The organism is Pseudomonas sp. 28 E 9 (assembly GCF_900004785.1).
Taxonomy (GTDB): domain Bacteria; phylum Pseudomonadota; class Gammaproteobacteria; order Pseudomonadales; family Pseudomonadaceae; genus Aquipseudomonas; species Aquipseudomonas orientalis_A.
In genome coordinates, this window is sequence record NZ_CVTK01000019.1 from 1 (window position 1) to 21,684 (window position 21,684).

The 21,684-nt window shown below is 61.1% G+C and carries 19 protein-coding genes and 2 pseudogenes; 7 read left to right on the forward strand and 14 right to left on the reverse strand.

Annotation, left to right across the window (positions count from 1 at the left end; translation table 11 throughout):
- From BFQ00_RS03360 to fdhD, 3 genes and pseudogenes are all read right to left on the reverse strand, one after another.
- Positions 1 to 218, reverse strand: a pseudogene (locus BFQ00_RS03360) (hypothetical protein); the annotation flags it as partial.
- A gap of 418 nt (positions 219 to 636) precedes the next feature.
- Positions 637 to 2,985 (reverse strand): FdhF/YdeP family oxidoreductase, encoded by a 2,349-nt coding sequence (locus BFQ00_RS03365; RefSeq protein ID WP_065932597.1) that lies wholly within the window; start codon positions 2,983 to 2,985, stop codon positions 637 to 639.
- Positions 2,982 to 3,821, reverse strand: a complete 840-nt coding sequence (gene fdhD, locus BFQ00_RS03370) for a formate dehydrogenase accessory sulfurtransferase FdhD (protein WP_065932598.1) — start codon at positions 3,819 to 3,821, stop codon at positions 2,982 to 2,984. Before fdhD ends, BFQ00_RS03365 begins: the two co-directional genes overlap by 4 nt.
- A 196-nt stretch (positions 3,822 to 4,017) precedes the next feature.
- On the opposite strand from fdhD, the gene lysM reads away from it, so the two are divergent.
- Complete coding sequence (gene lysM / locus BFQ00_RS03375) at positions 4,018 to 4,458, forward strand: peptidoglycan-binding protein LysM (RefSeq protein ID WP_065892659.1); 441 nt, start codon at positions 4,018 to 4,020, stop codon at positions 4,456 to 4,458.
- A gap of 170 nt (positions 4,459 to 4,628) precedes the next feature.
- On the opposite strand, the gene yrfG is transcribed toward lysM, so the two are convergent.
- Entirely contained in the window at positions 4,629 to 5,291 is a 663-nt protein-coding gene (gene yrfG / locus BFQ00_RS03380) for a GMP/IMP nucleotidase (protein WP_065932599.1), read from the reverse strand.
- 87 nt (positions 5,292 to 5,378) lie between these two features.
- Between yrfG and nudE the strand changes: the two genes are divergently transcribed.
- Together nudE and cysQ are read left to right on the forward strand one after the other, a co-directional pair.
- Positions 5,379 to 5,945: an ADP compounds hydrolase NudE gene (gene nudE, locus BFQ00_RS03385; protein WP_065932600.1), complete on the forward strand. Its 567-nt coding sequence runs from the start codon at positions 5,379 to 5,381 to the stop codon at positions 5,943 to 5,945.
- Positions 5,942 to 6,778, forward strand: a complete 837-nt coding sequence (gene cysQ / locus BFQ00_RS03390; RefSeq protein WP_065932601.1) for a 3'(2'),5'-bisphosphate nucleotidase CysQ — start codon at positions 5,942 to 5,944, stop codon at positions 6,776 to 6,778. The genes nudE and cysQ overlap by 4 nt, the downstream gene beginning before the upstream one ends.
- 127 nt (positions 6,779 to 6,905) lie before the next feature.
- Here cysQ and BFQ00_RS03395 read toward each other — a convergent pair whose 3' ends face one another.
- Genes BFQ00_RS03395 through rfbB form a run of 7 tightly spaced genes read right to left on the reverse strand, consistent with a single transcriptional unit; the run spans position 6,906 to position 13,989 of the window.
- The gene (locus BFQ00_RS03395) at positions 6,906 to 7,361 is read right to left on the reverse strand and encodes a YiiD C-terminal domain-containing protein (protein WP_065932602.1); all 456 of its coding nucleotides are present in this window, start codon (positions 7,359 to 7,361) and stop codon (positions 6,906 to 6,908) included.
- 26 nt (positions 7,362 to 7,387) lie between these two features.
- Positions 7,388 to 8,773 carry a sigma-54-dependent transcriptional regulator gene (locus tag BFQ00_RS03400; protein ID WP_065932603.1) on the reverse strand — a complete coding sequence of 462 codons (1,386 nt, stop codon included), beginning with the start codon at positions 8,771 to 8,773 and terminating at the stop codon, positions 7,388 to 7,390.
- Positions 8,770 to 10,578, reverse strand: coding sequence for a sensor histidine kinase (locus BFQ00_RS03405; RefSeq protein WP_065892663.1), 1,809 nt, complete (start codon positions 10,576 to 10,578; stop codon positions 8,770 to 8,772). The genes BFQ00_RS03400 and BFQ00_RS03405 overlap by 4 nt, the downstream gene beginning before the upstream one ends.
- A gap of 36 nt (positions 10,579 to 10,614) precedes the next feature.
- Complete coding sequence (gene rfbD / locus BFQ00_RS03410; RefSeq protein WP_065932604.1) at positions 10,615 to 11,496, reverse strand: dTDP-4-dehydrorhamnose reductase; 882 nt, start codon at positions 11,494 to 11,496, stop codon at positions 10,615 to 10,617.
- Positions 11,493 to 12,038, reverse strand: coding sequence for a dTDP-4-dehydrorhamnose 3,5-epimerase (rfbC, locus tag BFQ00_RS03415; RefSeq protein ID WP_065932605.1), 546 nt, complete (start codon positions 12,036 to 12,038; stop codon positions 11,493 to 11,495). Before rfbC ends, rfbD begins: the two co-directional genes overlap by 4 nt.
- Entirely contained in the window at positions 12,035 to 12,910 is an 876-nt protein-coding gene (rfbA, locus tag BFQ00_RS03420; RefSeq protein ID WP_065883189.1) for a glucose-1-phosphate thymidylyltransferase RfbA, read from the reverse strand. Before rfbA ends, rfbC begins: the two co-directional genes overlap by 4 nt.
- Entirely contained in the window at positions 12,907 to 13,989 is a 1,083-nt protein-coding gene (rfbB, locus tag BFQ00_RS03425; RefSeq protein WP_032894082.1) for a dTDP-glucose 4,6-dehydratase, read from the reverse strand. Before rfbB ends, rfbA begins: the two co-directional genes overlap by 4 nt.
- 151 nt (positions 13,990 to 14,140) lie before the next feature.
- Between rfbB and BFQ00_RS30295 the strand changes: the two are divergent.
- The 3 genes and pseudogenes from BFQ00_RS30295 to BFQ00_RS03440 all read left to right on the forward strand — a co-directional run.
- Positions 14,141 to 14,325, forward strand: a pseudogene (locus BFQ00_RS30295) (hypothetical protein); the annotation flags it as partial.
- Positions 14,326 to 14,458: 133 nt separating this feature from the next.
- Complete coding sequence (aguA, locus tag BFQ00_RS03435) at positions 14,459 to 15,565, forward strand: agmatine deiminase (RefSeq protein ID WP_065932607.1); 1,107 nt, start codon at positions 14,459 to 14,461, stop codon at positions 15,563 to 15,565.
- Positions 15,566 to 15,800: 235 nt separating this feature from the next.
- Positions 15,801 to 16,016 carry a hypothetical protein gene (locus BFQ00_RS03440; protein WP_057725459.1) on the forward strand — a complete coding sequence of 72 codons (216 nt, stop codon included), beginning with the start codon at positions 15,801 to 15,803 and terminating at the stop codon, positions 16,014 to 16,016.
- A gap of 26 nt (positions 16,017 to 16,042) precedes the next feature.
- Here the strand turns inward: BFQ00_RS03440 and BFQ00_RS03445 are convergent, their stop codons facing one another.
- Positions 16,043 to 18,130, reverse strand: a complete 2,088-nt coding sequence (locus BFQ00_RS03445) for a TonB-dependent receptor (protein WP_065932608.1) — start codon at positions 18,128 to 18,130, stop codon at positions 16,043 to 16,045.
- Positions 18,131 to 18,538: 408 nt separating this feature from the next.
- On the opposite strand from BFQ00_RS03445, the gene BFQ00_RS03450 reads away from it, so the two are divergent.
- Entirely contained in the window at positions 18,539 to 19,825 is a 1,287-nt protein-coding gene (locus tag BFQ00_RS03450; protein ID WP_065932609.1) for an OprD family porin, read from the forward strand.
- Between the two features lie 78 nt (positions 19,826 to 19,903).
- On the opposite strand, the gene BFQ00_RS03455 is transcribed toward BFQ00_RS03450, so the two are convergent.
- A complete protein-coding gene (locus BFQ00_RS03455; RefSeq protein ID WP_065932610.1) occupies positions 19,904 to 20,902 on the reverse strand; it encodes an NADP-dependent oxidoreductase in 999 nt (332 codons plus the stop codon).
- Positions 20,899 to 21,681 carry an SDR family NAD(P)-dependent oxidoreductase gene (locus tag BFQ00_RS03460; protein WP_065932611.1) on the reverse strand — a complete coding sequence of 261 codons (783 nt, stop codon included), beginning with the start codon at positions 21,679 to 21,681 and terminating at the stop codon, positions 20,899 to 20,901. Before BFQ00_RS03460 ends, BFQ00_RS03455 begins: the two co-directional genes overlap by 4 nt.
- Positions 21,682 to 21,684 lie beyond the last annotated feature (3 nt).

A 21,684-nucleotide genomic window follows, 5' to 3' on the forward strand; every position in this document is an offset into this window, starting at 1 on the left:
TCGCCACGGCTGCGCTTGTCGGCGCCGACCGCACTACCGCCTGCGCCACCCAGCGCAGCGCCAATAGCCGAACCGGTGTTGCCGCCCAACTGCTGGCCGACAACCGAGCCTAGAACCCCGCCCAATGCGCCGCCTACACCGGCTTCGGTGGTGCCGCCGGCCATGGCTGCGCCACTGACCAGGCCAAGGGACAACAAGAGAATCGAGGAGAACTTCATTCAGGGAAACCTCAAGGGGATGACGGCGCGATCCTGAGGTTGTATCAAGACGCTGACAATCGAAATCCGACCGGCGGCAGAAGTTGTATACAATGTGTTAAGTTACTGTTTTGTATGGGGAACTTAAATTGTTTTTACGGGTCTTTAGTTACTTCGGAACGGCCGCTTTTAGGTAAAAGCGGCCTTTTTTGTGCCTGTAAAATGTTGGCTGAAAGTGCTGGCCTCTTCGCAGGGCTAGCCCCAATGCCTGTCAGTTAAAGTTTTTTGTAGGAGCGAGGGGGGCGCCTAGCTCTTGCTCGCGAAAAACTCACAGGCACCGCGTTCATTCAGGAAGCACGCGTTATCGTCGACGTTTTTCGCGAGCAAGCTCGCTCCTACAGAGGGCGGTCTACGCTTAACTGACTGGCATTAGGGCAAGTCAGGCCGAGCGCGCCATGATCAGCCCACTGTCACTCGCCGCTTCCAAACGAATCGCGACGAACTTCGACGTTGGCGTATGGCTGCCCTCTCCCGTGCTTTCCAGCGGCACCAGAGGGTTCACTTCCGGATAGTAAGCCGCCGCCTGCCCGGCCGGAATATCGAACGCCAGCAGGGTAAAGCCTTTCACACGGCGTTCACGGCCGTCTTCCCACAACGAGATGATGTCTGCCTTCTGCCCTGGCTTGAAGCCCAGGCGGATGATGTCGGCTTCGTTGACGAACAGCACATCCCGCTGCCCTTTGACCCCGCGATAACGGTCGTCCAGGCCATAGATAGTGGTGTTGTACTGATCGTGGGAACGCATCGACTGCATGATCAGGTCCGGCACCCGCCCTGTGGCGTGGGTGCGCTCATGAATCAGGTCCTTGGGCAGGATGTTCGGCCGGAAGTTGGCGCGGCCCGATGGGGTGTTCCAGCGGCGTGCGCCGGCGGAATTGCCCAGATAGAAGCCGCCGGGATGTTTGATCTTCTCGTTGAAGTCCTTGAAGCCTGGAATGGTATCGGCGATCAGGTCGCGGATGCGGCCGTAGTCGGCGACCAGCCAGTTCCAGTCCACCGGTTTGCTGCCCAGGGTCGCGGCGGCGATGCCGGCCAGGATCGCAGGTTCCGATTTCATCAGTTTTGACAGCGGCTGCAACTGGCCATTGGAGCCGTGGACCATGCTGAACGAGTCTTCCACCGTCACCGCTTGCGGGCCGTCGGCCTGAATGTCAATGTCGGTACGGCCCAGGCACGGCAGGATCAGGGCGTCTTTACCGTGCATCAGGTGGCTGCGGTTGAGCTTGGTGCTGATCTGCACGGTCAGGTCGCAGTTGCGCAATGCCTCGAAGGTACGGGTACTGTCGGGCGTCGCCTGGGCGAAGTTGCCGCCCAGCCCGATAAACACCTTGGCGCGGCCTTCGAGCATCGCGTGGATGGCTTCGACCACGTTGTGCCCATTGGTACGCGGCACCTGGAACTGGAAGCGGCGCTCCAGTGAGTCGAGGAACGCCGCCGGTGGGCGCTCGTTGATGCCCATGGTGCGGTCGCCCTGCACGTTGCTGTGGCCACGCACCGGGCACAGGCCAGCGCCTGGACGGCCAATGTTGCCGCGCAGCAGCATCAGGTTGGCGATTTCCTGGATGGTCGGCACCGAGTGACGGTGCTGGGTAATGCCCATCGCCCAGCACATGATCACGTTCTTGCCTTTGGCATACATGCGCGCGGCTTGCTCGATCTCCACCAGTGTCAGGCCGGACTGCTCGACGATTTCCTCCCATGAGGTGTCATCGATCTGGCCCAGGTAGTCCAGGACGTTAACGGTGTGTTCGTTGAGGAAGTCATGATCGAACACGGCTTCCTTGCCTTCGGCCAGGGCCTGGCGCTCCCACAGCAGCAGGAACTTGGCCATGCCGCGCAGGATGGCCATGTCGCCGCCCAGGGCCGGGCGGAAATAGGCTGTGTTGGTCGGCTTGTCGCCGTTGGTAAGCATTTCCAGCGGATGTTGCGGGTGCTGGAAGCGTTCCAGGCCCCGTTCTTTCAGGGGGTTGATACACACCACCTGGGCGCCGCGTTTCACCGCTTCGCGCAGTGGCTCGAGCATGCGCGGGTGATTGGTGCCGGGGTTCTGGCCCCAGACGAAAATAGCGTCGGCGTGTTCGAAGTCATCAAAGGTCACGGTGCCTTTGCCCACGCCCACACTCTGTGCCAGGGCGACGCCGCTGGCTTCGTGGCACATGTTCGAGCAGTCCGGGAAGTTGTTGGTGCCGTAGGCGCGCACGAACAGCTGATACAGGTAGGCGGCTTCATTGCTGGCGCGGCCCGAGGTGTAGAACTCGGCCATGTCCGGGCTGGGCAGGGCATTGAGGTGCTTGCCGACCAGGTCGAACGCGGCTTCCCAACTGATGGGTTGGTAGCGGTCGGTCTCGGCGTTGTAGCGCAGGGGCTCGGTGAGACGGCCCTGGTATTCCAGCCAGTAATCGCTTTGTTCCAGCAGCGCGGTCACGCTGTGCTTGGCGAAGAACGCCGCGTCCACGCGGCGCTTGGTGGCTTCCCAGTTGACGGCCTTGGCGCCGTTCTCGCAGAACTTGACCATGCCGCTTTCCGGCGAGTCGCCCCAGGCACAGCCCGGGCAGTCGAAGCCGCCGTTCTGGTTAGTCTTGAGCATCATGCGCAGGTTTTTCAGCGCGTTATCGCTGGTCAGCCAGGCTTGCGCCACGCTGATCAACGCACCCCAGCCGCCGGCCGGGCCTTTATAGGGCTTATAGCGTGGGGTTGGGGTCTGGTCGGCTTGGTGGTGAAGGCTCATGGCTGGTACTCCATCGCAGGGCTGTAGACCCGCGGCGCGCTTTTCTGCGGCAGGTGGATGAGATTGAGGTTATGTCGGCGCGCCCATTGCAGGGCCAGGCCGGTGGGCGACGACAGGCTGACCAGGGTCTGGATGCCCGCGCGCAGGACTTTCTGGATCAATTCGAGGCTGCAGCGGCTGGTGACAATCGCCAGCCCGCCGTCGGTCGGAATCTTTTGGCGAATCAAGGCGCCAATCAGTTTGTCCAGGGCGTTATGCCGGCCGATGTCTTCGCGGCCGATCAACAATTCGCCCTGGTCGTTCATGAACACCGCCGCATGCACCGCGCCGCTGTGTTGGCCCAGCGGCTGGAATGCACTGATGCGCTGGCGCAGGCCATCGAGCCATTCGGCCGGTGGCAAAGGGGCGCCGGGCAGCACCTGAAGGTCGGGCAAGGCCTGCTCCACCGCTTCGACACCGCACAGGCCGCAGCCGCTGGTACCGGCCAATTGGCGGCGCTGCTGCTTGAGGTTCCAGAATGCACGGCTGGAAATCTGTACCTGAGCATACTGGGCGGAACCCGAGCCACTGAGCTTCAGATCGTATATGTCGCTAACATCGCGGATGATGCCGCTGCCAAGGCTGAAACCGACGATAAAATCTTCAAGGTCGGTCGGCGTCACCAGCATGACGGCCTGGCTGATATCGTTGTAGGAAATCGCCAACGCCACCTCTTCGGCCAGCGCAGTGCTGCCGACGTCGGTGTGTTCCAGATTGCTGTACTGATAGCTCTGGCTGGCGGCGGGCGCTGGCGTTTCGAGGGCGGGCGCCGCGCAGGTGGGGCGCTTGGCGTTCATGGGGCAATACCACCGGCGGATTGATCAGTGTTCAGACTAGGCGCGACAAAGGGTCGCGTCTAATCGCCAGTATTGATGTATTGATAGATAGCGTCGATCAAGGTTCGTTTTTTAGTCAAGGAGTGACCCGGAACCCAGATCTTTGGGACTGGTCTAGTCTTGGGCATCAGGTACTTAAACCCAAGGAGAGCGCACCATGAGTATTTTCAGTTTTGTTAAGGAAGCAGGCGAGAAATTGATTGATCTGCTGACGCCGGGTAATGCCAACGCCAGTGAGCAGTTGAAGGACCACATCTCCAAGGTTGGCCTTGGAAATCCGAATGTGCAGGCCACCGTTGAGGGTGACAAAGTCACGGTAACGGGCGAAGTCGCAACTCAGGAAGAGAAAGAAAAAATCATCCTGGCGGCCGGTAATATCGCAGGTGTCGGCAGTGTCGAAGACAAGATCACCGTCTCCGGCCCGGCGGTTACCGCTGCGCGTTTCGTGGTTGTGAAAAAAGGCGACACCCTCAGCGCGATTTCCCTGACGGTGTACGGCAACGCCAATCAGTACAACAAGATTTTCGAGGCTAACAAGCCGATGTTGTCGCACCCGGACAAGATCTACCCAGGCCAGACCCTGCGTATCCCTGAGTAATACGCAGGATAAAATGAGGAAGCTCGCCCTTTTTGCAGGAGCGAGCTTGCTCGCGAAGAACTCACAGGCACCGCGTTTATGCAGGAAATACGCGTTATCGTTGACGTTTTTCGCGAGCGAGCTCGCTCCTACAGATTGGTATGAGGGCGTGTCCCCCCTCCCATACTCGCTCAAAGCCCGGTAATAAGTTCTCGATAATTCCCGACGGCTGCGAACTCTGCAGTGTCCTTTGGCCCCTTTTTGCTGTCGGGCTCTTTGACTGCCAGCAAATGGGCCACCCCGAAATCCCTGGCACTGCGCAGAATCGGCAAGGTGTCGTCGATAAACAGGCTCCGGGCCGGGTCGAAGTCGATGTCTGCTTGCAGCGCTTCCCAGAACTGCGGGTTCTCCTTGGGAAAACCGTAATCGTGGGAGCTGATCAGTTGTTCGAAGTACGGCGCCAACTCGATGCGCTCCAACTTCAAAGACAACGAATCGCGATGGGCGTTGGTGATCATGATCACGCGCTTGCCGGCCTGTTTGATCGCTGCCAGAAAAGTATCGGCGTCCGGGCGCAGGGCAATCAGGTGGGCGGTTTCCAGCTTGAGTTCGCGCACGGGGATTGCAAGCTCCGCGCTCCAGAAATCCAGGCAATACCATTGCAACTGTCCGGCGTTACGCTCGAACAGCGGCTGCAATTCCATTTGCGCCATGGCCAGGCTCACGCCGTGCAGCTCGGCGTAGCGTTGCGGCAGGTGCTCCATCCAGAAGTGGTTGTCGTAATGCAGGTCGAGCAGGGTGCCGTCCATGTCCAGCAGGACGGTGTCGATGGCGTGCCAGGGCAAAGAGGGCATGGGGCGTTCTCATGTAAGTAAAGATATCCGACACAGACAATCGGAAAAGCCACGGTATAGTAACCCGATCACGCCAAGGAGCCGTTTATGCGCCAGAAACCCACCGTCCTCGCCCGCGAAATAGTCGCCAGTAGCCGTTTGTTCCGCGTGGAGGAAGTGCAATTGCGCTTTTCCAATGGCGTTGAGCGCACCTACGAACGTCTGGTGGGCCGTGGTGCGGGTTATGGCGCGGTGATGATCGTGGCGATGATCGACGAAGACCATGCATTGCTGGTGGAAGAGTATTGCGGTGGCACCGATGAATATGAGCTGTCCTTGCCCAAGGGCTTGATCGAGCCCGGCGAGGATGTGCTGGCGGCGGCGGACCGCGAACTCAAGGAAGAGGCCGGCTATGGCGCACGCCAGTTGGAACATATCACCGAGCTGTCGCTGTCGCCCGGCTATATGAGCCAGAAAATCCAGGTGGTGCTCGCCACTGATCTGTACGAAGAGCGCCTGGAAGGCGATGAACCTGAGCCTATGCGCGTGGAGCGGGTCAACCTGCGTGAGCTGTCGGCACTGGCGCAGAACGAGCAGTTCAGCGAGGGCCGGGCGCTGGCCGCGTTGTACCTGGTACGGGACCTGCTGATCCAGCGTGGGGTGTTCACCTTATGAGCGAGTTGTTTCTGGGCCATCCGTTTATCGCGCCGGTCATTGAACTGGCGCGCCAGGCCGGTGAAGCTATCCTGCCGTACTGGCGTGCCGATGTGGCGGTGACCTCCAAGGCGGATGATTCGCCGGTGACGGCCGCCGACCTGGCCGCGCATCATCTGATTCTCGCGGGTCTCACGGCGCTGGACCCGAGCATTCCGGTGCTGTCCGAAGAAGACGCCGATATCGACCAGAGCGTGCGCGCCGGTTGGCAGCGCTGGTGGCTGGTGGACCCGCTGGACGGCACCAAGGAATTCATCAGCGGCAGTGAAGAGTTCACGGTCAATATTGCCTTGATCGAGCAGGGCCGTGTGGTGTTCGGCGTGGTCTCGATGCCCACCAGCGGTCGTTGCTACTTCGGCGGTGCGGGCCTGGGAGCCTGGCGCTCGGATGTGAATGCCGCGCCCAGGCAGATCCAGGTGCGCCAGACGCCGGCGGCGGGTGAAGCCTTTACCGTGGTTGCCAGCCGCCGGCATACCAGCCCGGAGCAGGAGCGTTTGCTGGAGGGGTTGAGCCAGGGTTTGGGCGAGCTGAAACTGGCGAATATCGGCAGCTCGTTGAAGTTCTGCCTGTTGGCCGAGGGCAGTGCCGACTGCTATCCGCGCCTGGCGCCGACGTCGCAGTGGGATACCGCAGCGGCGCAAGGTGTGTTGGAAGGGGCGGGGGGCGCGGTGCTGGAGTTGAACGGCAAGCCGTTCAGCTACCCGGCGCGGGAATCGTTGCTGAACCCGTTCTTCCTGGCGTTGCCGGCCAAGGCGGCATGGCGTGAACGCTTGTTGAGTCTGGCCAGGTCTTAGACCTGCGCAAATTAAAAATGTGGGAGGGGGCTTGCCCCCGATTGCGGTGTAACAGTCAGAAGCGGGTTGCCTGACACACTGCTATCGGGGGCAAGCCCCCTCCCACATTTGCTTTGTGTGATGGCGGCTAGCGGTGCAGGACGTATTGGCCGGTGAAGGTTACTGCGCGCTCTTCGCTGCCCTCATTCACAATCCATGTGTCCAGCGCCAACCGCGCCCGGCCATGGCGTTTGTAGGTCGCCACGAAGCGCTTCCACACCTTCTCCTCCGGCGCCGTGCAAATCACCGTCGCATCCTGCGTCACCGGCAACGGATAACTGATCTGTCCTTCCTGAATCACGATGTGCCCGTCTTCGATGCCGTCTTCGCGCAGTCTCAGGTGCAACCAACCCCAGCCTGCCAGGACGGCGCCGCAGTAGAGGCTGCCGCCAAACATGGTGCTCTTGTGGTTGATATTGGCTTGCAAGGGCAGCTGCAGTTGCAGCTGGTGGTGTTGCCAGTCGAGCACCTTGAGCTTCATTTCCCGAGTGAGGGGGATGTCGTGATGAAGGATGGATTCCAGGTAACGGCTGTCGCGGCTCATGGCGGTCTCTTGGCGGGTGGACGGGGTCATTCGTCGTCTGCGCTGTGGTTGACGCTGTCGGCGAAGTTCAGGCCGTGTTTGCGCAGTTTGTCGTGCAGGGTTTTGCGTGGCACGCCGAGGGCTTCGGCGAGGCTGCGCAGGGAGCTGTGGGGGCGGGTCAGTTCGGCGGCGATCAGGCTTTTTTCGAATTGTTCGACTTGCTCGCTCAAACCGCCAGGCGTGGAGGTCAGGGTGCTGGTGGATGGATCGTCCGGCGTACTGTCCAGGGCCAGTTCCAGGCCCAGGGCGAAGCGTTCGGCGGCGTTTTGCAGCTCGCGCACATTGCCCGGCCAACTGTGGCGCAACAGCAGGGCGCGTTGCCCCGGTTGCAACTCGTGCAGCGGCAGGCCGTGGCGGCTGCTGGCTTCGTCGGCGAAGTGCTGGAACAGCATCAGCGCGTCTTCGCCACGTTCGCGCAGCGGTGGAATGCGCAGCGGCGCGACGTTGAGACGGTAATACAAGTCGGCGCGGAAGCGGCCCTGGTCGGCGGCCTGGCGCAGGTCTTCCTTGGTGGCGGCGATGATGCGGATGTCCAGCGGGATCAACTGGTTGCCGCCCAGGCGCTCGACCACCCGCTCCTGCAGCAGGCGCAGCAGCTTGACCTGCACGTCCAGGCTCATGCTTTCGATTTCATCGAGAAACAGCGTGCCGCCGTTGGCGAATTCGAACTTGCCGATACGGCGCTTCTGCGCGCCGGTAAACGCGCCGGGTTCATGGCCAAACAGTTCGCTTTCCACCACCGACTCGGCCAGTGCCCCGGCGTTGATCGCCACGAACGGGCCGCTGCGACGGTTCGAAAGATCGTGCAGGGCTCGGGCGACGACTTCTTTGCCGGCGCCGGTTTCGCCGAGGATCAGCACATCGGCCTTGGTCGCCGCCAGTGCACCGATTTGCTCGCGCAGGCGCAGCATCTGCGGCGAATGCCCGACCAGGCGTGTGCTCAGTTGCTGCCGATCGCTGAGGGCCAGGCGCAGGCTGCGGTTGTCCAGCACCAGGCGGCGCAGGGCCAGGGCGCGGCGTACGCTGTCGAGCAAGGCGTCGCTGGCGAAGGGTTTTTCAAGGAAGTCGTAGGCGCCGGCGCGCATGGCCTGTACTGCCAGCGGCACGTCGCCGTGGCCGGTGATCAGCAGCACGGGCAGGTCCGGGTCCTGGCCGTGCAGTTCGGCGAGCAGCTCCAGGCCGTCCATGCCGGGCATGCGGATATCACTGACCACCACGCCCGGCCAGTCCCGCGACAGGCGCGCGGTGAGGCCGCTGGCTTCGCCCAGGGTCAGCACTTTCAGCCCGGCGAGGTCGAGGGTCTGGCATAGCGCCTGACGCAAATGGGGATCGTCGTCGATCAGCACCACCTGAATCTGGTTATCGATACTCATACACTGCGGTCCTCGGACGGTTGCACACTGACGCCCGGCGAGCCGGCGCGCAATTTCAAGGTTAACAGCGCGCCGCCTTCCTTGTGGTTGGCGAACAGCAGCTCGCCGCCGAACGCACGCATCAGGGTTTCACAGATGGCCAGGCCCAGGCCCAGGCCCTGGGTGCGTGTCTTGGTGGTGTAGAACGGCTCGCTGGCGCGGCCCAGGGCTTCCATGCAAAAGCCCGGGCCGTTGTCGCGGATGTACAGGTTGACGCCCTGGTCGGTGGTTTGGGCACTCAGCCAGAGTTTGCGCGGCGGGCCTTTTTCGGTGAGGGCGTCGAGGGCGTTGGCCAGCAGGTTGCCCAGCACTTGGCGCAGACGGGTTTCACCGGCTTGTACCCATAAGGTCGCCTCGGGCAGGTCGCGGATCAATTCCACCTCCATCGAGCGCCGCCGCTTGCCCAGCAACGCCAGCGCATCGTCCAGCGCCGGTTGCAACGCCACGCTTTCCGGCGCGTGGCGGTCGCGGCGGGCGAACGCGCGCAAGTGCGCGATGATCGACGCCATGCGCCCGGTCAGTTCACTGATCAACTTGAGGTTGCCGCGAGCATCGGCGGTGCGTTCATGGTCGAGCAGCACTTCAGCGTTTTCCGCGTAGCTGCGAATCGCCGCCAGGGGTTGGTTGAGTTCATGGCTGATGCTGGCCGACATGGTGCCCAACGCCGAGAGTTTACCGGCCTGTACCAGATCGTCCTGGGCGCGTACCAGTTCCTGCTGGGCGTGTTCGCGCTCCAGCACTTCCTGTTTCAGGCGCCGGTTCAGGCCCTCCAGGTCGCTGGTCCGCTCGGCCACGCGCATTTCCAGCTCGCGGCGGGCCTTGGCTTCGAAGGCGATGCGCTCCAGGTAATGGCGACGGCGCTGCATCATCAAGCCGAGCAGCAGCATCAGCACCAGCAATGTCGCGCCGCCGACGGCCACCACGGTGCGCACCGGGCGGTTGATCAGCGACTGGGGGGCGAGGATTTCCACGTTCCAGCCGGTTTCGGCGATGGCGGTGGATTGGCGCAGCCAGGCGCTGCTGCTGAGGTTCAGTGGCTGCGGATCACGGGTCGGGTAGGGCTGGATGGCAATAATGGCCTGGCGTTCTTCGTCGGTCAGCGGGCGTGTGGCGCGGAACCGCCATTGCGGGCGCGAGGTGAGGATCACCACGCCATTGTGGTCGGTCACCAGCAGTTGTTCCGGGGTATTGCCCCACAGGCTCTCGGTGTGGTCCAGGTCGACCTTGACCACCAGCACGCCGATGATTTTCTCATCATCGCGCACGGCGGCGGCGAAGAAATAGCCGCGCTTGGCCGAGGTGGTGCCCAGCCCGAAAAAACGTCCCAGGCGCCCGGCCATGGCTTCGCTGAAATAGGGGCGAAAGGAAAAATTGCGCCCGACAAAGCTGTCTTGCTTATCCCAGTTGGACGCGGCGAGGGTCTTGCCGGTGGTGTCCATCAGGTACATCACCTCCACCCCGGCCTGGGCGGCGACATCCTTGAGCAGCACGTTGGCATTGACCAGGTTGGTGCTGATCTGCGGCGCATCCAGCGCGGTGCGCAGGGCCGGCAGGTCACCGAGGATCTGCGGCAGCACTTCGTAGCGATGCAGGGTGCCCAACAGGTTGGCGACGTACAGGTCCAGGGTCTGGCGGTTCTGCCCGGCCAACTCGCTGCGGTAGTAGCGCTCGGCCAGATGTTCCAGCGGCCATAGCAGCGGCGCCAGGCACAACGCCAACAGGGCCAGGCTGCGCCAGCGGGGTCTTCGTGGAAGAGGTGGGGTCATGGGAATCGTGCGCCTGTGGGTACAGGCGCATTATGCCTAGTGCTGCCTGGCAAGACACTCGTGCAATGCGTCCTGCCATTGCGGCTGGCTGACGTGCCATTGCTGCTGCAGGCGGCTGCAATCGAGGCGTGAGTTCAGCGGGCGCCTGGCGGGTGTTGGGTAGGCGCTGGACGGGATCGCTTCCAGCTCGGCACAGGGTTTGCCTTCGGCGCGCAGTTGCTCGCCAATCGCCTCGGCAAAGCCGAACCATGAGGTTTCACCCTGGGCAGTCAGGTGATAAACCCCCCACTCGCCGGCGTCACCGGCTTGCCAGCGTTCGATCAGTGCGCGCGTACTGTCGGCGATGGTCCCGGCCCACGTTGGCGCGCCGATCTGGTCGGCGACGATGCGCATCTGCGGTTTTTCCTGCAGCAGGCGTTGCATGGTCAGCAGGAAATTCTTGCCGTGGCTGGAATACACCCAACTGGTGCGCAGAATCAAGTACTTGCCGCCCACGGCCGCAATCGCCAGTTCACCCGCCAGTTTGCTCTGGCCGTACACACCCAGTGGGTTGGGCGTGTCGTTTTCGGTGTACGGGGCAGGTTTGCTGCCGTCGAACACGTAGTCGGTGGAGTAATGAATCAGTGGGATGCCCAACGCCTTGGCTTCTTCGGCGAGAATGCCGGGGGCGATGGCATTGATGGCGAAGGCCGCGTCCGGCTCGCTTTCGGCCTGATCGACCGCAGTGTGGGCGGCGGCGTTGATGATCAGGTCGGGGCGGTGAGCGCGCACCTGTTGGCGAATCTGCTCGGCGTTAGCCAGATCAAGCTGGTCGCGGCCCAGCACGACGAGTTCGCCCAGGCCCTGGAGGCGCTGTTGCAGCGCCTGGGAGACCTGGCCGTGCTGGCCGGTGATCAATATCTTCAGGGGCGTTGTCACGGGAACAGGTCCGCATCCTTCAGGCTTTTACCGACCTGATCCTTGGCGGACAGGGTCGGTGGGCCATCGAGCTGCCAATCGATATCGAGGTCCGTGTCGTCCCAGCGAATACAACGCTCTGCCGACGGGGTGTAGTAATCGGTCGTCTTGTAGAGGAATTCGGCGTAATCGCTCAGCACAAGGAAACCGTGGGCAAAGCCCGGTGGTATCCACAGCTGCCGATTGTTTTCGGCAGACAGGCGCACGCTGGCCCATTTACCGAAATGAGGAGAGCTGCGGCGGATATCCACCGCCACATCCAGCACTTCCCCAGCCGTCACACGCACCAGTTTTCCCTGGGCGTGTTCCACCTGGTAGTGCAGGCCACGCAGCACGCCCTTCAACGAGCGTGAGTGGTTGTCCTGCACAAACTGAAGTTTCAACCCGCTGGCGTTTTCAAACTCGCGGGCGTTGAAACTCTCATAAAAAAAACCGCGGTCATCGCCGAATACTTTCGGTTCGATGACCAATACACCAGGCAGCTCAGTGGTGCTCACATTCATTTAGGGTTCCCGGCCAACATGTACAGATATTGACCATAGCCGGTTTTGCCGAAATATTTAGCGCGTTCCAGCAAATAGTCACGATCAATCCAGCCGTTGTCGTAGGCGATTTCTTCCAGGCAGGCGACTTTCAGGCCCTGGCGATGCTCGATGGTCTGCACGTAAGTGGACGCTTCCAGCAGGCTGTCATGGGTGCCGGTGTCGAGCCAGGCGAAGCCGCGGCCAAAACGTTCAACATGCAGGTCGCCGCGCTTGAGGTAGGCGTTGTTGACGTCGGTAATCTCCAACTCGCCGCGTGGCGAAGGCTGCACGGCCTTGGCGATCTTGATCACGTCGTTGTCGTAGAAATACAGGCCAGTCACCGCATAGCTGGATTTAGGCTTGGTCGGTTTCTCTTCAATCGACAGGGCGCGGCCGTCCTTGTCGAAATCGATCACGCCGAAACGCTCCGGGTCCTTGACCCAGTAGCCGAACACCGTGGCGCCGGATGGGCGTTTTGCGGCATTGCGCAACTGATCGCCGAAGTGCTGGCCGTGGAAGATGTTGTCCCCCAGGATCAGGCACACCGGGTCGTTACCAATGAACTCCTCGCCGATGATAAACGCCTGGGCCAAACCATCGGGCGAAGGCTGTTCCGCATAGCTGAAGCGCACGCCGAACTGGCTGCCGTCACCCAAAAGGTTGCGGTATTGCGGCAGGTCCACCGGCGTGGAAATCACCAGGATGTCCTTGATCCCCGCCAGCATCAGCACCGAGATTGGGTAGTAGATCATCGGCTTGTCATACACCGGCAACAGCTGTTTGGACACGCCCAGGGTAATGGGGTGCAAACGGGTGCCGGAACCGCCGGCCAATACAATTCCCTTCATCATGCGATCAGATCCTTCACGTCAGTATTGCCAAGTCGTTCACCTTGATAGCTGCCATCCTGGACCCTGCGGCACCATTCCAGATTATCGAGGTACCACTGCACGGTCTTGCGCAGTCCGGTCTCAAAGGTTTCTTCCGGGACCCAGCCCAGTTCGCGCTCGATTTTGCTGGCGTCGATCGCGTAGCGTTGGTCGTGGCCCGGGCGATCCTTGACGAAAGTAATCAGGTCGGTGAATTTTTCCACGCCGGCCGGACGCTGTGGCGCCAGCTCTTCCAACAGGGCGCAGATGCCGCGTACGACGTCGATATTCTTCTGTTCGTTGTGGCCGCCGATGTTGTAGGTCTCGCCCACCACCCCAGTCGTCACCACCTTGAGCAGCGCACGGGCGTGATCCTCGACGAACAGCCAGTCGCGCACTTGCAGACCATCGCCATACACCGGCAGCGGCTTGCCGGCGAGGGCGTTGAGAATCACCAGTGGGATCAGTTTTTCAGGGAAGTGGAACGGCCCGTAGTTGTTCGAGCAGTTGGTCAACAGCACCGGCAGGCCGTAGGTACGCTGCCAGGCTCGGACCAGATGGTCGGAGGCTGCCTTGCTGGCCGAGTACGGCGAGCTGGGGGCGTAAGGCGTGGTTTCGGTGAAGAGATCGTCCACGCCGTGCAGGTCGCCGTACACTTCATCGGTGGAGATGTGGTGGAAACGGAACGCGCTTTTGGCCGGTTCAGCCAGCTTCTGCCAATAGGCACGGGTGGCTTCGAGCAGGCTGTAGGTGCCGACGATGTTGGTCTGGATAAAATCCGACGGGCCGTCGATGGAACGGTCCACATGGGACTCGGCCGCCAGGTGCATGATCGCGTCTGGCTCAAAGCGCGCCAGGACGGCGCTGACAGTGGCCTGGTCGATGATATCGGCCTGGACGAACTCGTAGCGGCTGTTGGACGCAATGCTGGCCAGCGACTCAAGGTTGCCGGCGTACGTGAGCTTGTCCAGGTTGAGCACTTCGTGCTCAGTGTGCTGGATCAGATGCCGGATCAGGGCCGAGCCAATAAATCCGGCACCGCCGGTGATGAGAATGCGCATGTCGAGGGCCTTTTCCTTAGACGGACATTAAGCGAAAGAAGCATAGCTTGAGTTGTGAATCGAACGGGCGCAAGCACGGCGAGCAGGAGGGGTTGATTAACACCCCCGAACAATGGCGATATAGACGCCTGATAAAACCGAGGTCGTCACAATATTGCTCGCCATATTGGTCCACCGTGCCAGCCTGCCGTGCCTCTGGTTGAGCCTTGAGCAGGCAGCCATCTGCTTGAGCACTATTACGGCCTGAGTGGCACATTGCGATCTCTGGGCAGTCAGCAAGATCTTAACCTCAACATTGACAGCGCCCTGAGGGGCTTCGTTCTGAAAATTTGCCGGGTGACAGTTGTAAAAATCGATTGTTATCGGCTGAATACGATTGTTTTTATAGAATTCCATATTTTTAAGCTACTAAAGCCGATATTTATCCGTTATAAAGTCGGCTTTCACCCCATTCGGAGCCTTCATCGTCATGACTACCTTGCACAGCACGCCTCGCGCCGATGGCTTTCATATGCCCGCCGAATGGGCGCCACAAACCCAGACCTGGATGATCTGGCCCGAGCGCCCGGACAACTGGCGCCTGGGCGGCAAGCCGGCGCAGGCGGCCCACGTGGCCGTGGCCAAGGCCATCGCACGGTTCGAACCGGTGACCGTCGCGGTTTCCGCCGGCCAGTACGAAAACGCCCGCAGCCGCCTCGACGTGCCGAATATCCGCGTGGTGGAGATGTCCAGCGATGACGCCTGGGTGCGGGACACCGGCCCGACATTCGTGACCAACGACAGCGGCGAAGTGCGCGGTGTGAACTGGGATTTCAACGCCTGGGGCGGATTTGACGGCGGTTTGTATGCGCCGTGGAACCGTGACTCACAAGTGGGCGGCAAGATTCTCGAGATCGAGCGTGCCTCACGTTACCGCACCGAAGGCTTCGTACTGGAGGGCGGTTCGATTCACGTCGACGGCGAAGGCACCCTGATCACCACCGAAGAGTGCCTGTTGAACCGCAACCGCAATCCACACCTGGATCGCGCAGCCATTGAAGCGGTACTCAGCGCCAACCTGGCTGTGGATAAGATCATCTGGTTGCCGGATGGCCTGTTCAACGACGAAACCGACGGCCATGTGGATAACTTCTGCTGCTACGTGCGCCCCGGTGAAGTGCTGCTGGCCTGGACCGACGACCCGCAAGACCCGAATTACGCGCGCTGCCATGCCGCCATGGACGTACTGCAAAGCAGCACTGACGCCCAGGGCCGCTCGTTCACGGTGCACAAGATGCCGATTCCAGGGCCGCTGTACGCCACCGAGGAAGAATGTGCCGGTGTCGATCCGGTGGACGGGAGCCAGGAACGTAATCCGAGCGTGCGCTTGGCCGGCTCCTACGTGAACTTCCTGATCGTCAACGGCGGCATCATCGCGCCGAGCTTCGACGACCCGCTGGACCACCAGGCCAAGCAGATCCTGCAGAACCTGTTCCCGCAACACGAAGTAGTGATGGTGCCGGGCCGCGAACTGTTACTGGGGGGCGGCAACATACACTGCCTGACCCAGCAGCAGCCCGCCCCGCAGAGAAATTGAGTGCAGTTGTAACAGTGCCTTGATGGCGAGTGAGCACCGCGTGACAGCGGTGTTCCAGGCAAGCCCGCGGCCCTGCAAGGTCGCGGGCTTTTTTACGTCTCAATACCCGTGAATACGGGACATTGGCATAGCTCTTGTATCGCACAGAGGCGACAGGGACTCAGGTCAAGACCGCGTTGTTCTGTCACATACCTTGAGTACGTTAGCCGCTCACGCAGCAGGAGAGAGCGCTGAAATGAATGCCGAAATCAACCCGATGTACATGCGCACGTTCCACCCGGTGCGGGTCGATGGCGATGCCATCCACGCGCTGGGGCTCTGGTTGAAGGAAAACGGCTCGCGGCAAGTCAGGCAACAGCCTGACTTGCGCAGCGTGATGAGCGAACGCTACCCGGCGGGTTTGTTCACGGAGGATGAGGTGCAGGTGTTGTGCGAACTGATGAGTCACTGAACAGCTGCCACATCGCGCGAGAAACTTCAGAAGCTGTAGGTGCCTGTCACCACCACGCTACGCGGCTCCCCCGGCTGAATCTGCGCGACGCTGGTGGCCGAGGCGTAATAGCGTTTGTCGGCGATATTGTTCAGCGCAGCCCTCACGTCCCATTCTTTCTGACGGAACCCGGCCAGCGCGTCCCAGCGGCCATAACCGGGTAATACCACCGTGTTGAGGTTGTCGGCATAACGGTCACCGACCAGGGTCAGGCCGGTTTCCGCGTACCAGCCCATCTCCGGTTTCCAGGTGATGAACACGCTGGCATTGCGCTTGGCCACGTCGCTGATGCGCTTGCCTTCGAAACCGTTGTTGTCCTCCTCGACCTTGGCATCCTGCAGGCCGACGCCGCCGCGCACATACCAATGGCCGACGAGCTTGCCGGTGGCGGTCAGCTCGATGCCGCGCGAACGTTGCTTGCCTGTCAGCAGGGTAATGGTGCGGTCCAGCGGGTCGCTGGTGCGGCGGTTGTAGAGTTCAAGCTCGTACACCGCCAGGGTGGTGCTCAAGCGGTCGTCAAGCCAATCGCTTTTCACCCCGATTTCCTTCTGTTTGGTCAGCTCGGGGCTCAGGTCGTTGACGGTGCCGGCGGCGTTCGGCGTGATGCCGATCAAGCCGCCGCCTGCCGGGGAGAACGTCTTGCTCCACGAAGCATAGAAGGCGTGATGCTCCAGCGGCGTCCACACCAGGCCGACGCGGGGGCTGGTGCTGTGGCTTTTCACGTCCTGTTGAGTGTTGAGCAGCTTGTTGGTGGTATCGACTTCGAAGCGGTCATAACGCAGCCCGCCCAACAGTTGCCACTGATCGTTCAAACGCAGTTGATCTTGCACGTACAGGGCGAGGCTTTCGACTTCAGTGTGGTTGTCGCTCGAAACGCTCATGCGCCCGGTATGGCTGAGGTGACGGTTGGGTTGGTTCAGATTCAGGCTCGGTACAGCCTGGCCGCCTCGATTGGGCGCGGTGGCCGAGTAGAGTTTCGGGTCGCGGCGCTGGCTGCCCAGTTCAATCCCGGTAAGCAGGCGGTGCTCCAGCCCGAAGGTATCGAAACCTCCTTCCAGTTCAAGGTTGTTGAACACGTTGCGGGTGGTCAGGTCCTGCTGCCAGTGCTGGCGGCTGACGGTGTTGGTTCTCGCGTCGTAGCCGGTCTGGTAGGTGTTGTCGAAGTCGCTGTCGAGCTTGAACACGCCCAGGGTGTGGCGCAGTTGCCAGTTATCGTTGAGCTCATAGGCCAGTTTGGAGCGCAGGGACTGGGAGGTGTCATCGATGTAATCGCCGCTGGAGAAATAGGTAGTGCCGCGGCTCACATCCGCAGGACGCCCATTGACCCCAGGAATGCCGCGGTCCGGCGTGCGGTTGTAGCGGCTGTATTCGTATTGCACCAGCCAGTTCAGCGCGGGCGTGAGTTGCCAGCTCATCGACGGCGCGAACAATTGGCGGTTGCCACTGACGCCATCGCGAAAGCTGTTGTTGTCCTGGTTGCCCATGTTCAGGCGCAGGCTGATGTTATCGCTGGGGTCGGTACTCAGGTCGGCGTACAGGCTGCGCAAATCGTTGCTGCCGCCCTGGGCTTCGAGGCTGGAGCTGCGGCCGGGGCTTGGCAGTTTGCTCACACGGTTGACGATCCCGCCCTGGCCGCCGCGCCCGTAGAGCACCGCTGCCGGGCCCTTCAGCACCTCGACACGCTCGATGTTGTGCAGGTCACGCACGTATTGGCTGTCGTCGCGGATGCCGTCCAGGTAGAAGTCATTGCTTGCATCGAAACCGCGGATACGCAGGCTGTCGAAGCGCGTGTCGGCGCCGCTGCTGACGTTGGGAATACCGCTCAACGCCTGGCCCAGATCGTTGGTGCCATAGGCGCGCAGGCTGTCGGTTTTCACCGAATCAATCGCCTGGGGTACGTAACGCACGGCGGTCGCGGTGCGCGTGGCGGTGTTGCTTTGCTTGATGCGTGGGTCGTCTTCGTCGAGTTCCGCGCTGATCGAGGTGGCAGGCAACACTGTGGTAGCACAGGCAAAACCGGCAGACAGCACAGCAGAAAGTCCAAGAAGAACGGGCGTCAGGCGAGGGGCTGGCATGGGAAAAAGTGTCCGAATTGTCAGGGATGAGAAAGCGCGCAAATGGTAATGCTTTGCATTTGCTTGCGGGATCTATTCCCAAACGTATCGTCTGTTAATTTGTTACTTAGTGTGTTTTTTTGCGGGGGCTGTTGGGATTTCTGGGCGGTTACCCAAGCGCAATAGGTCTGTGCTTAGAATTATTTAGCCTAAATACAGGTGCTTCACGAAATTGACACATAGTTCAACGCGCGCATAGGATTGCGCCCAACGCCTGTGGCTGACAGCCATGACTCATCCAATAAGAAAAGGCCCGCGGCAGTTCAGTCGTCCGCGGGCCTTGTTTTTTCTGGAGAAAGTCGACACCGGAAAATGATAGGGGCCTGGTGTCATAGCGCGTACTCAACCAGTAATAAGGAATATAAGAACATGTTGAAGCAACGGATGAGTCTGATCGCTCTGGGGATTTTGAGCGCATCGACAGCCATGGCGAACGACCAGGAGCAATCCAAGGGTTTCGTTGAAGACAGCCACCTGAACATCGCAGCACGCAACGCCTACATCAGCCGTGACTACAAAAACGGCAAGCAGGACAAAGCCGAGTGGGGCCAGGGCTTCATCGGCAAGTTCGAGTCCGGTTTCACCCAGGGCACTGTAGGGGTGGGTGTGGACGTGATCGGCCAATACGCCATCCGTCTGGACGGCGGTAAAGGTCGCAGCGGCGCCGGCGGTATCGACTTCTTCAAGCAAGGCGACAGCGGCGAAGCGGCCAACGACCTGGCCAAAGGCGGCGCAGCCGTCAAGGCGCGCATTTCCAACACCGTAATCAAATACGGTCAGCAGATGCCGGCCGTGCCGGTCCTGCAGTACGACAACTCGCGCCTGTTGTCGGAAACCTACGAGGGCACCTCGATCGTTTCCAAGGAAATCGCCGGTCTGCAACTGGACGCCGGTCACTTCACCAAGGAAGCCCGCAAGAGCGCCGAAGGCAGCGACAGCGGCCGCCTGAAGAGCATCAACTACATCGGTGGCAGCTACAAATTCACCGAAAGCCTGTCGGCGGCCCTGTATGCCTCCGATATGCAGGACGTGCTGAAGAAGCAATACGTCAACGTCAACTACGTGCTGGCGCTGCCAGAGAAACAGTCGCTGACCTTTGACTTCAACGGCTACAAAACCAAGCTGGACCGCAGCTTCGCCCTGGAAAACCAAGGTGATGCGGACGCACGCGACAACAAGATCTGGAGCCTGGGCGCTACCTGGGCTGTTGGCCCGCACAGCTTCACCATCGCTCACCAGCGCAGCACCGGCGACACCGGCTACCTGTACGGCGGCTACCGCAACGCCGGCGGCATCGGCGATGGCGGCAATACCATCCTGCTGGCCAACTCCTACTGGTCCGACTTCAACGGCAAGGACGAGCGCTCCTGGCAGGCCGGCTACGGCATCGACTTCACCACCTTCGGTGTACCGGGCCTGACCTACAACGTTGCCTACGTGCGCGGTACCAACATCGACGACGGCACCGGCCGTGGCGATGGCACCGAGCGTGAAATCTGGAACCAGTTCAAGTACGTGGTCCAGAGCGGCCCGGCCAAAGACCTGAGCCTGCGTGCGCGTGCCTCGTGGTTGCGCGTTTCCAACAACGCCAGCAACTACAACGTAGGCGGTAACGAGCTGCGCCTGTTCGCCGACTACCCGATCAATGTTTTCTGATTGATTGCACGTCGTGCCTGATGCCAGGCCACGAAAAACCCCGACTGGTTCGGGGTTTTTTTATGCTCGAAATCAAGCTTATTGGAGGGTGATGGTGACCTTGCCTTTTGCCCTTCCCTGATCGACGTACCGCAATGCCTGCGCGGTCGATTCGAAAGGGAAGGAGCGATCGATGACCGGTTTGATAACGCCCGCCTCGATCAGCGCAGTGATTTTCTGCAGTTGTATTCCATCGGCATGCATAAACAAAAATGCATAGCTCACCCCGCGCTTGCGGGCTTTTCTGCGAATGCCGCTGCTCAGCAGGCGCATGACCTGCCCCAGCACCCAGGGCAAGCCTTGCGATTGGGCAAATTGCGCGGTGGGCGGTCCTGACAGAGAAATAAGCTGTCCACCAGGCTTGAGCACCTTTAGCGATTTCTCCAGTACATCGCTGCCGAGGCTGTTCAATACCATGTCGAAATCGTGCAACTCGTTGGAAAAATCCTGCTGTTTGTAATCGATGACCACATCTGCCCCAAGTGCTTTCACCCATTCGACATTCGCCGTACTGGTGGTGGTCGCCACGAAGGCGCCGAGGTGCTTGGCGAGCTGGATGGCGAGCGTGCCGACACCGCCGGAACCGGCATGGATCAACACCTTCTGGCCTCTTTTCACCTGGGCGGTTTCAACCAGCACCTGCCAGGCCGTCAAGGCGGCCAAGGGCATGGCGGCCGCTTCGGCCATGCTCAGGTTCGCGGGTTTGAACGCCAGCGCGTTTTCGTGCACGGCGATCAACTCGGCAAAGGTCCCGATCCGTGACTCGGGAGGACGTGCATAGACTTCGTCTCCCGGCTTGAATCGCGTGACCGCCGCACCTGTGCGAACCACCACTCCGGCCAGATCATTGCCCAATATCAACGGAAACCTGTAGGGCAGGATCAGTTTGAACTCCCCCGTACTGATCTTGGAGTCCAGCGGGTTCACGCTTGCTGCATGCACCTGGATCAGCACGTCATGCACACCGACCGCAGGGTCGGGCACTTGGCCAATCCTTCCGTCCTGTTTGCCGTAGCGGTCGATGAAAAATGCCTTCATGGTAGATAGCGCTGCGCCACGGTGGACTGCTTGATCTGCGCCAAAAGCCCCTGGCGCGCGGTTTGCAGCGCATCCCAACGCTCGCCGTCCTGCAGCGCGGGAATGGTCACCGGTTCGCGGCGGTCGAAGCCGAGCAGTGCGGCATCCACCAGCGCATCTACTTCCATGATTTCGCTCAGGGTGTTGATGTCGATACCGGCGCGATCCCAGATCTCCGTGCGGGTCGCGGCGGGCAGTACGGCTTGCACGTAGACACCCCGAGGCGACAGTTCCAGGCTCAGACCCTGGGACAGGAACAGCACAAACGCCTTGGTCGCCCCATACACCGACATGCCGAACTCAGGCGCCAGCCCCACCACCGAACCGATGTTGATGATCGAGCCTTCACCTGCCTTGGCCAGGCGCGGCGCGATGGCGCTCGCGAGCCGCACCAGCGCGGTGGTGTTGAGGGCCACCAGTTGCGCAACGCTGTCCGTGCTTTGCTCGATAAACGTGCCCGATTGTGCGGCGCCGGCATTGTTGACCAGGATACCGATGCGCGCGTCATCGCGCAGGCGCGCTTCGACGGCGTGCAGGTCGCTGAGTTGCGTCAGGTCGGCCTGGAGCACTTCGATGGCGACGTTGTGTTTGTCGCGCAAGGTGGCGGCGAGGGTTTCCAGGCGTGCGTGATCGCGGGCGACCAACACCAGGTCATGCCCGCGTTGGGCGAAACGCTCGGCATAAACCGCGCCGATGCCGGTGGAAGCGCCAGTGATGAGAACGGTAGGGCGAGTGGTCATGGT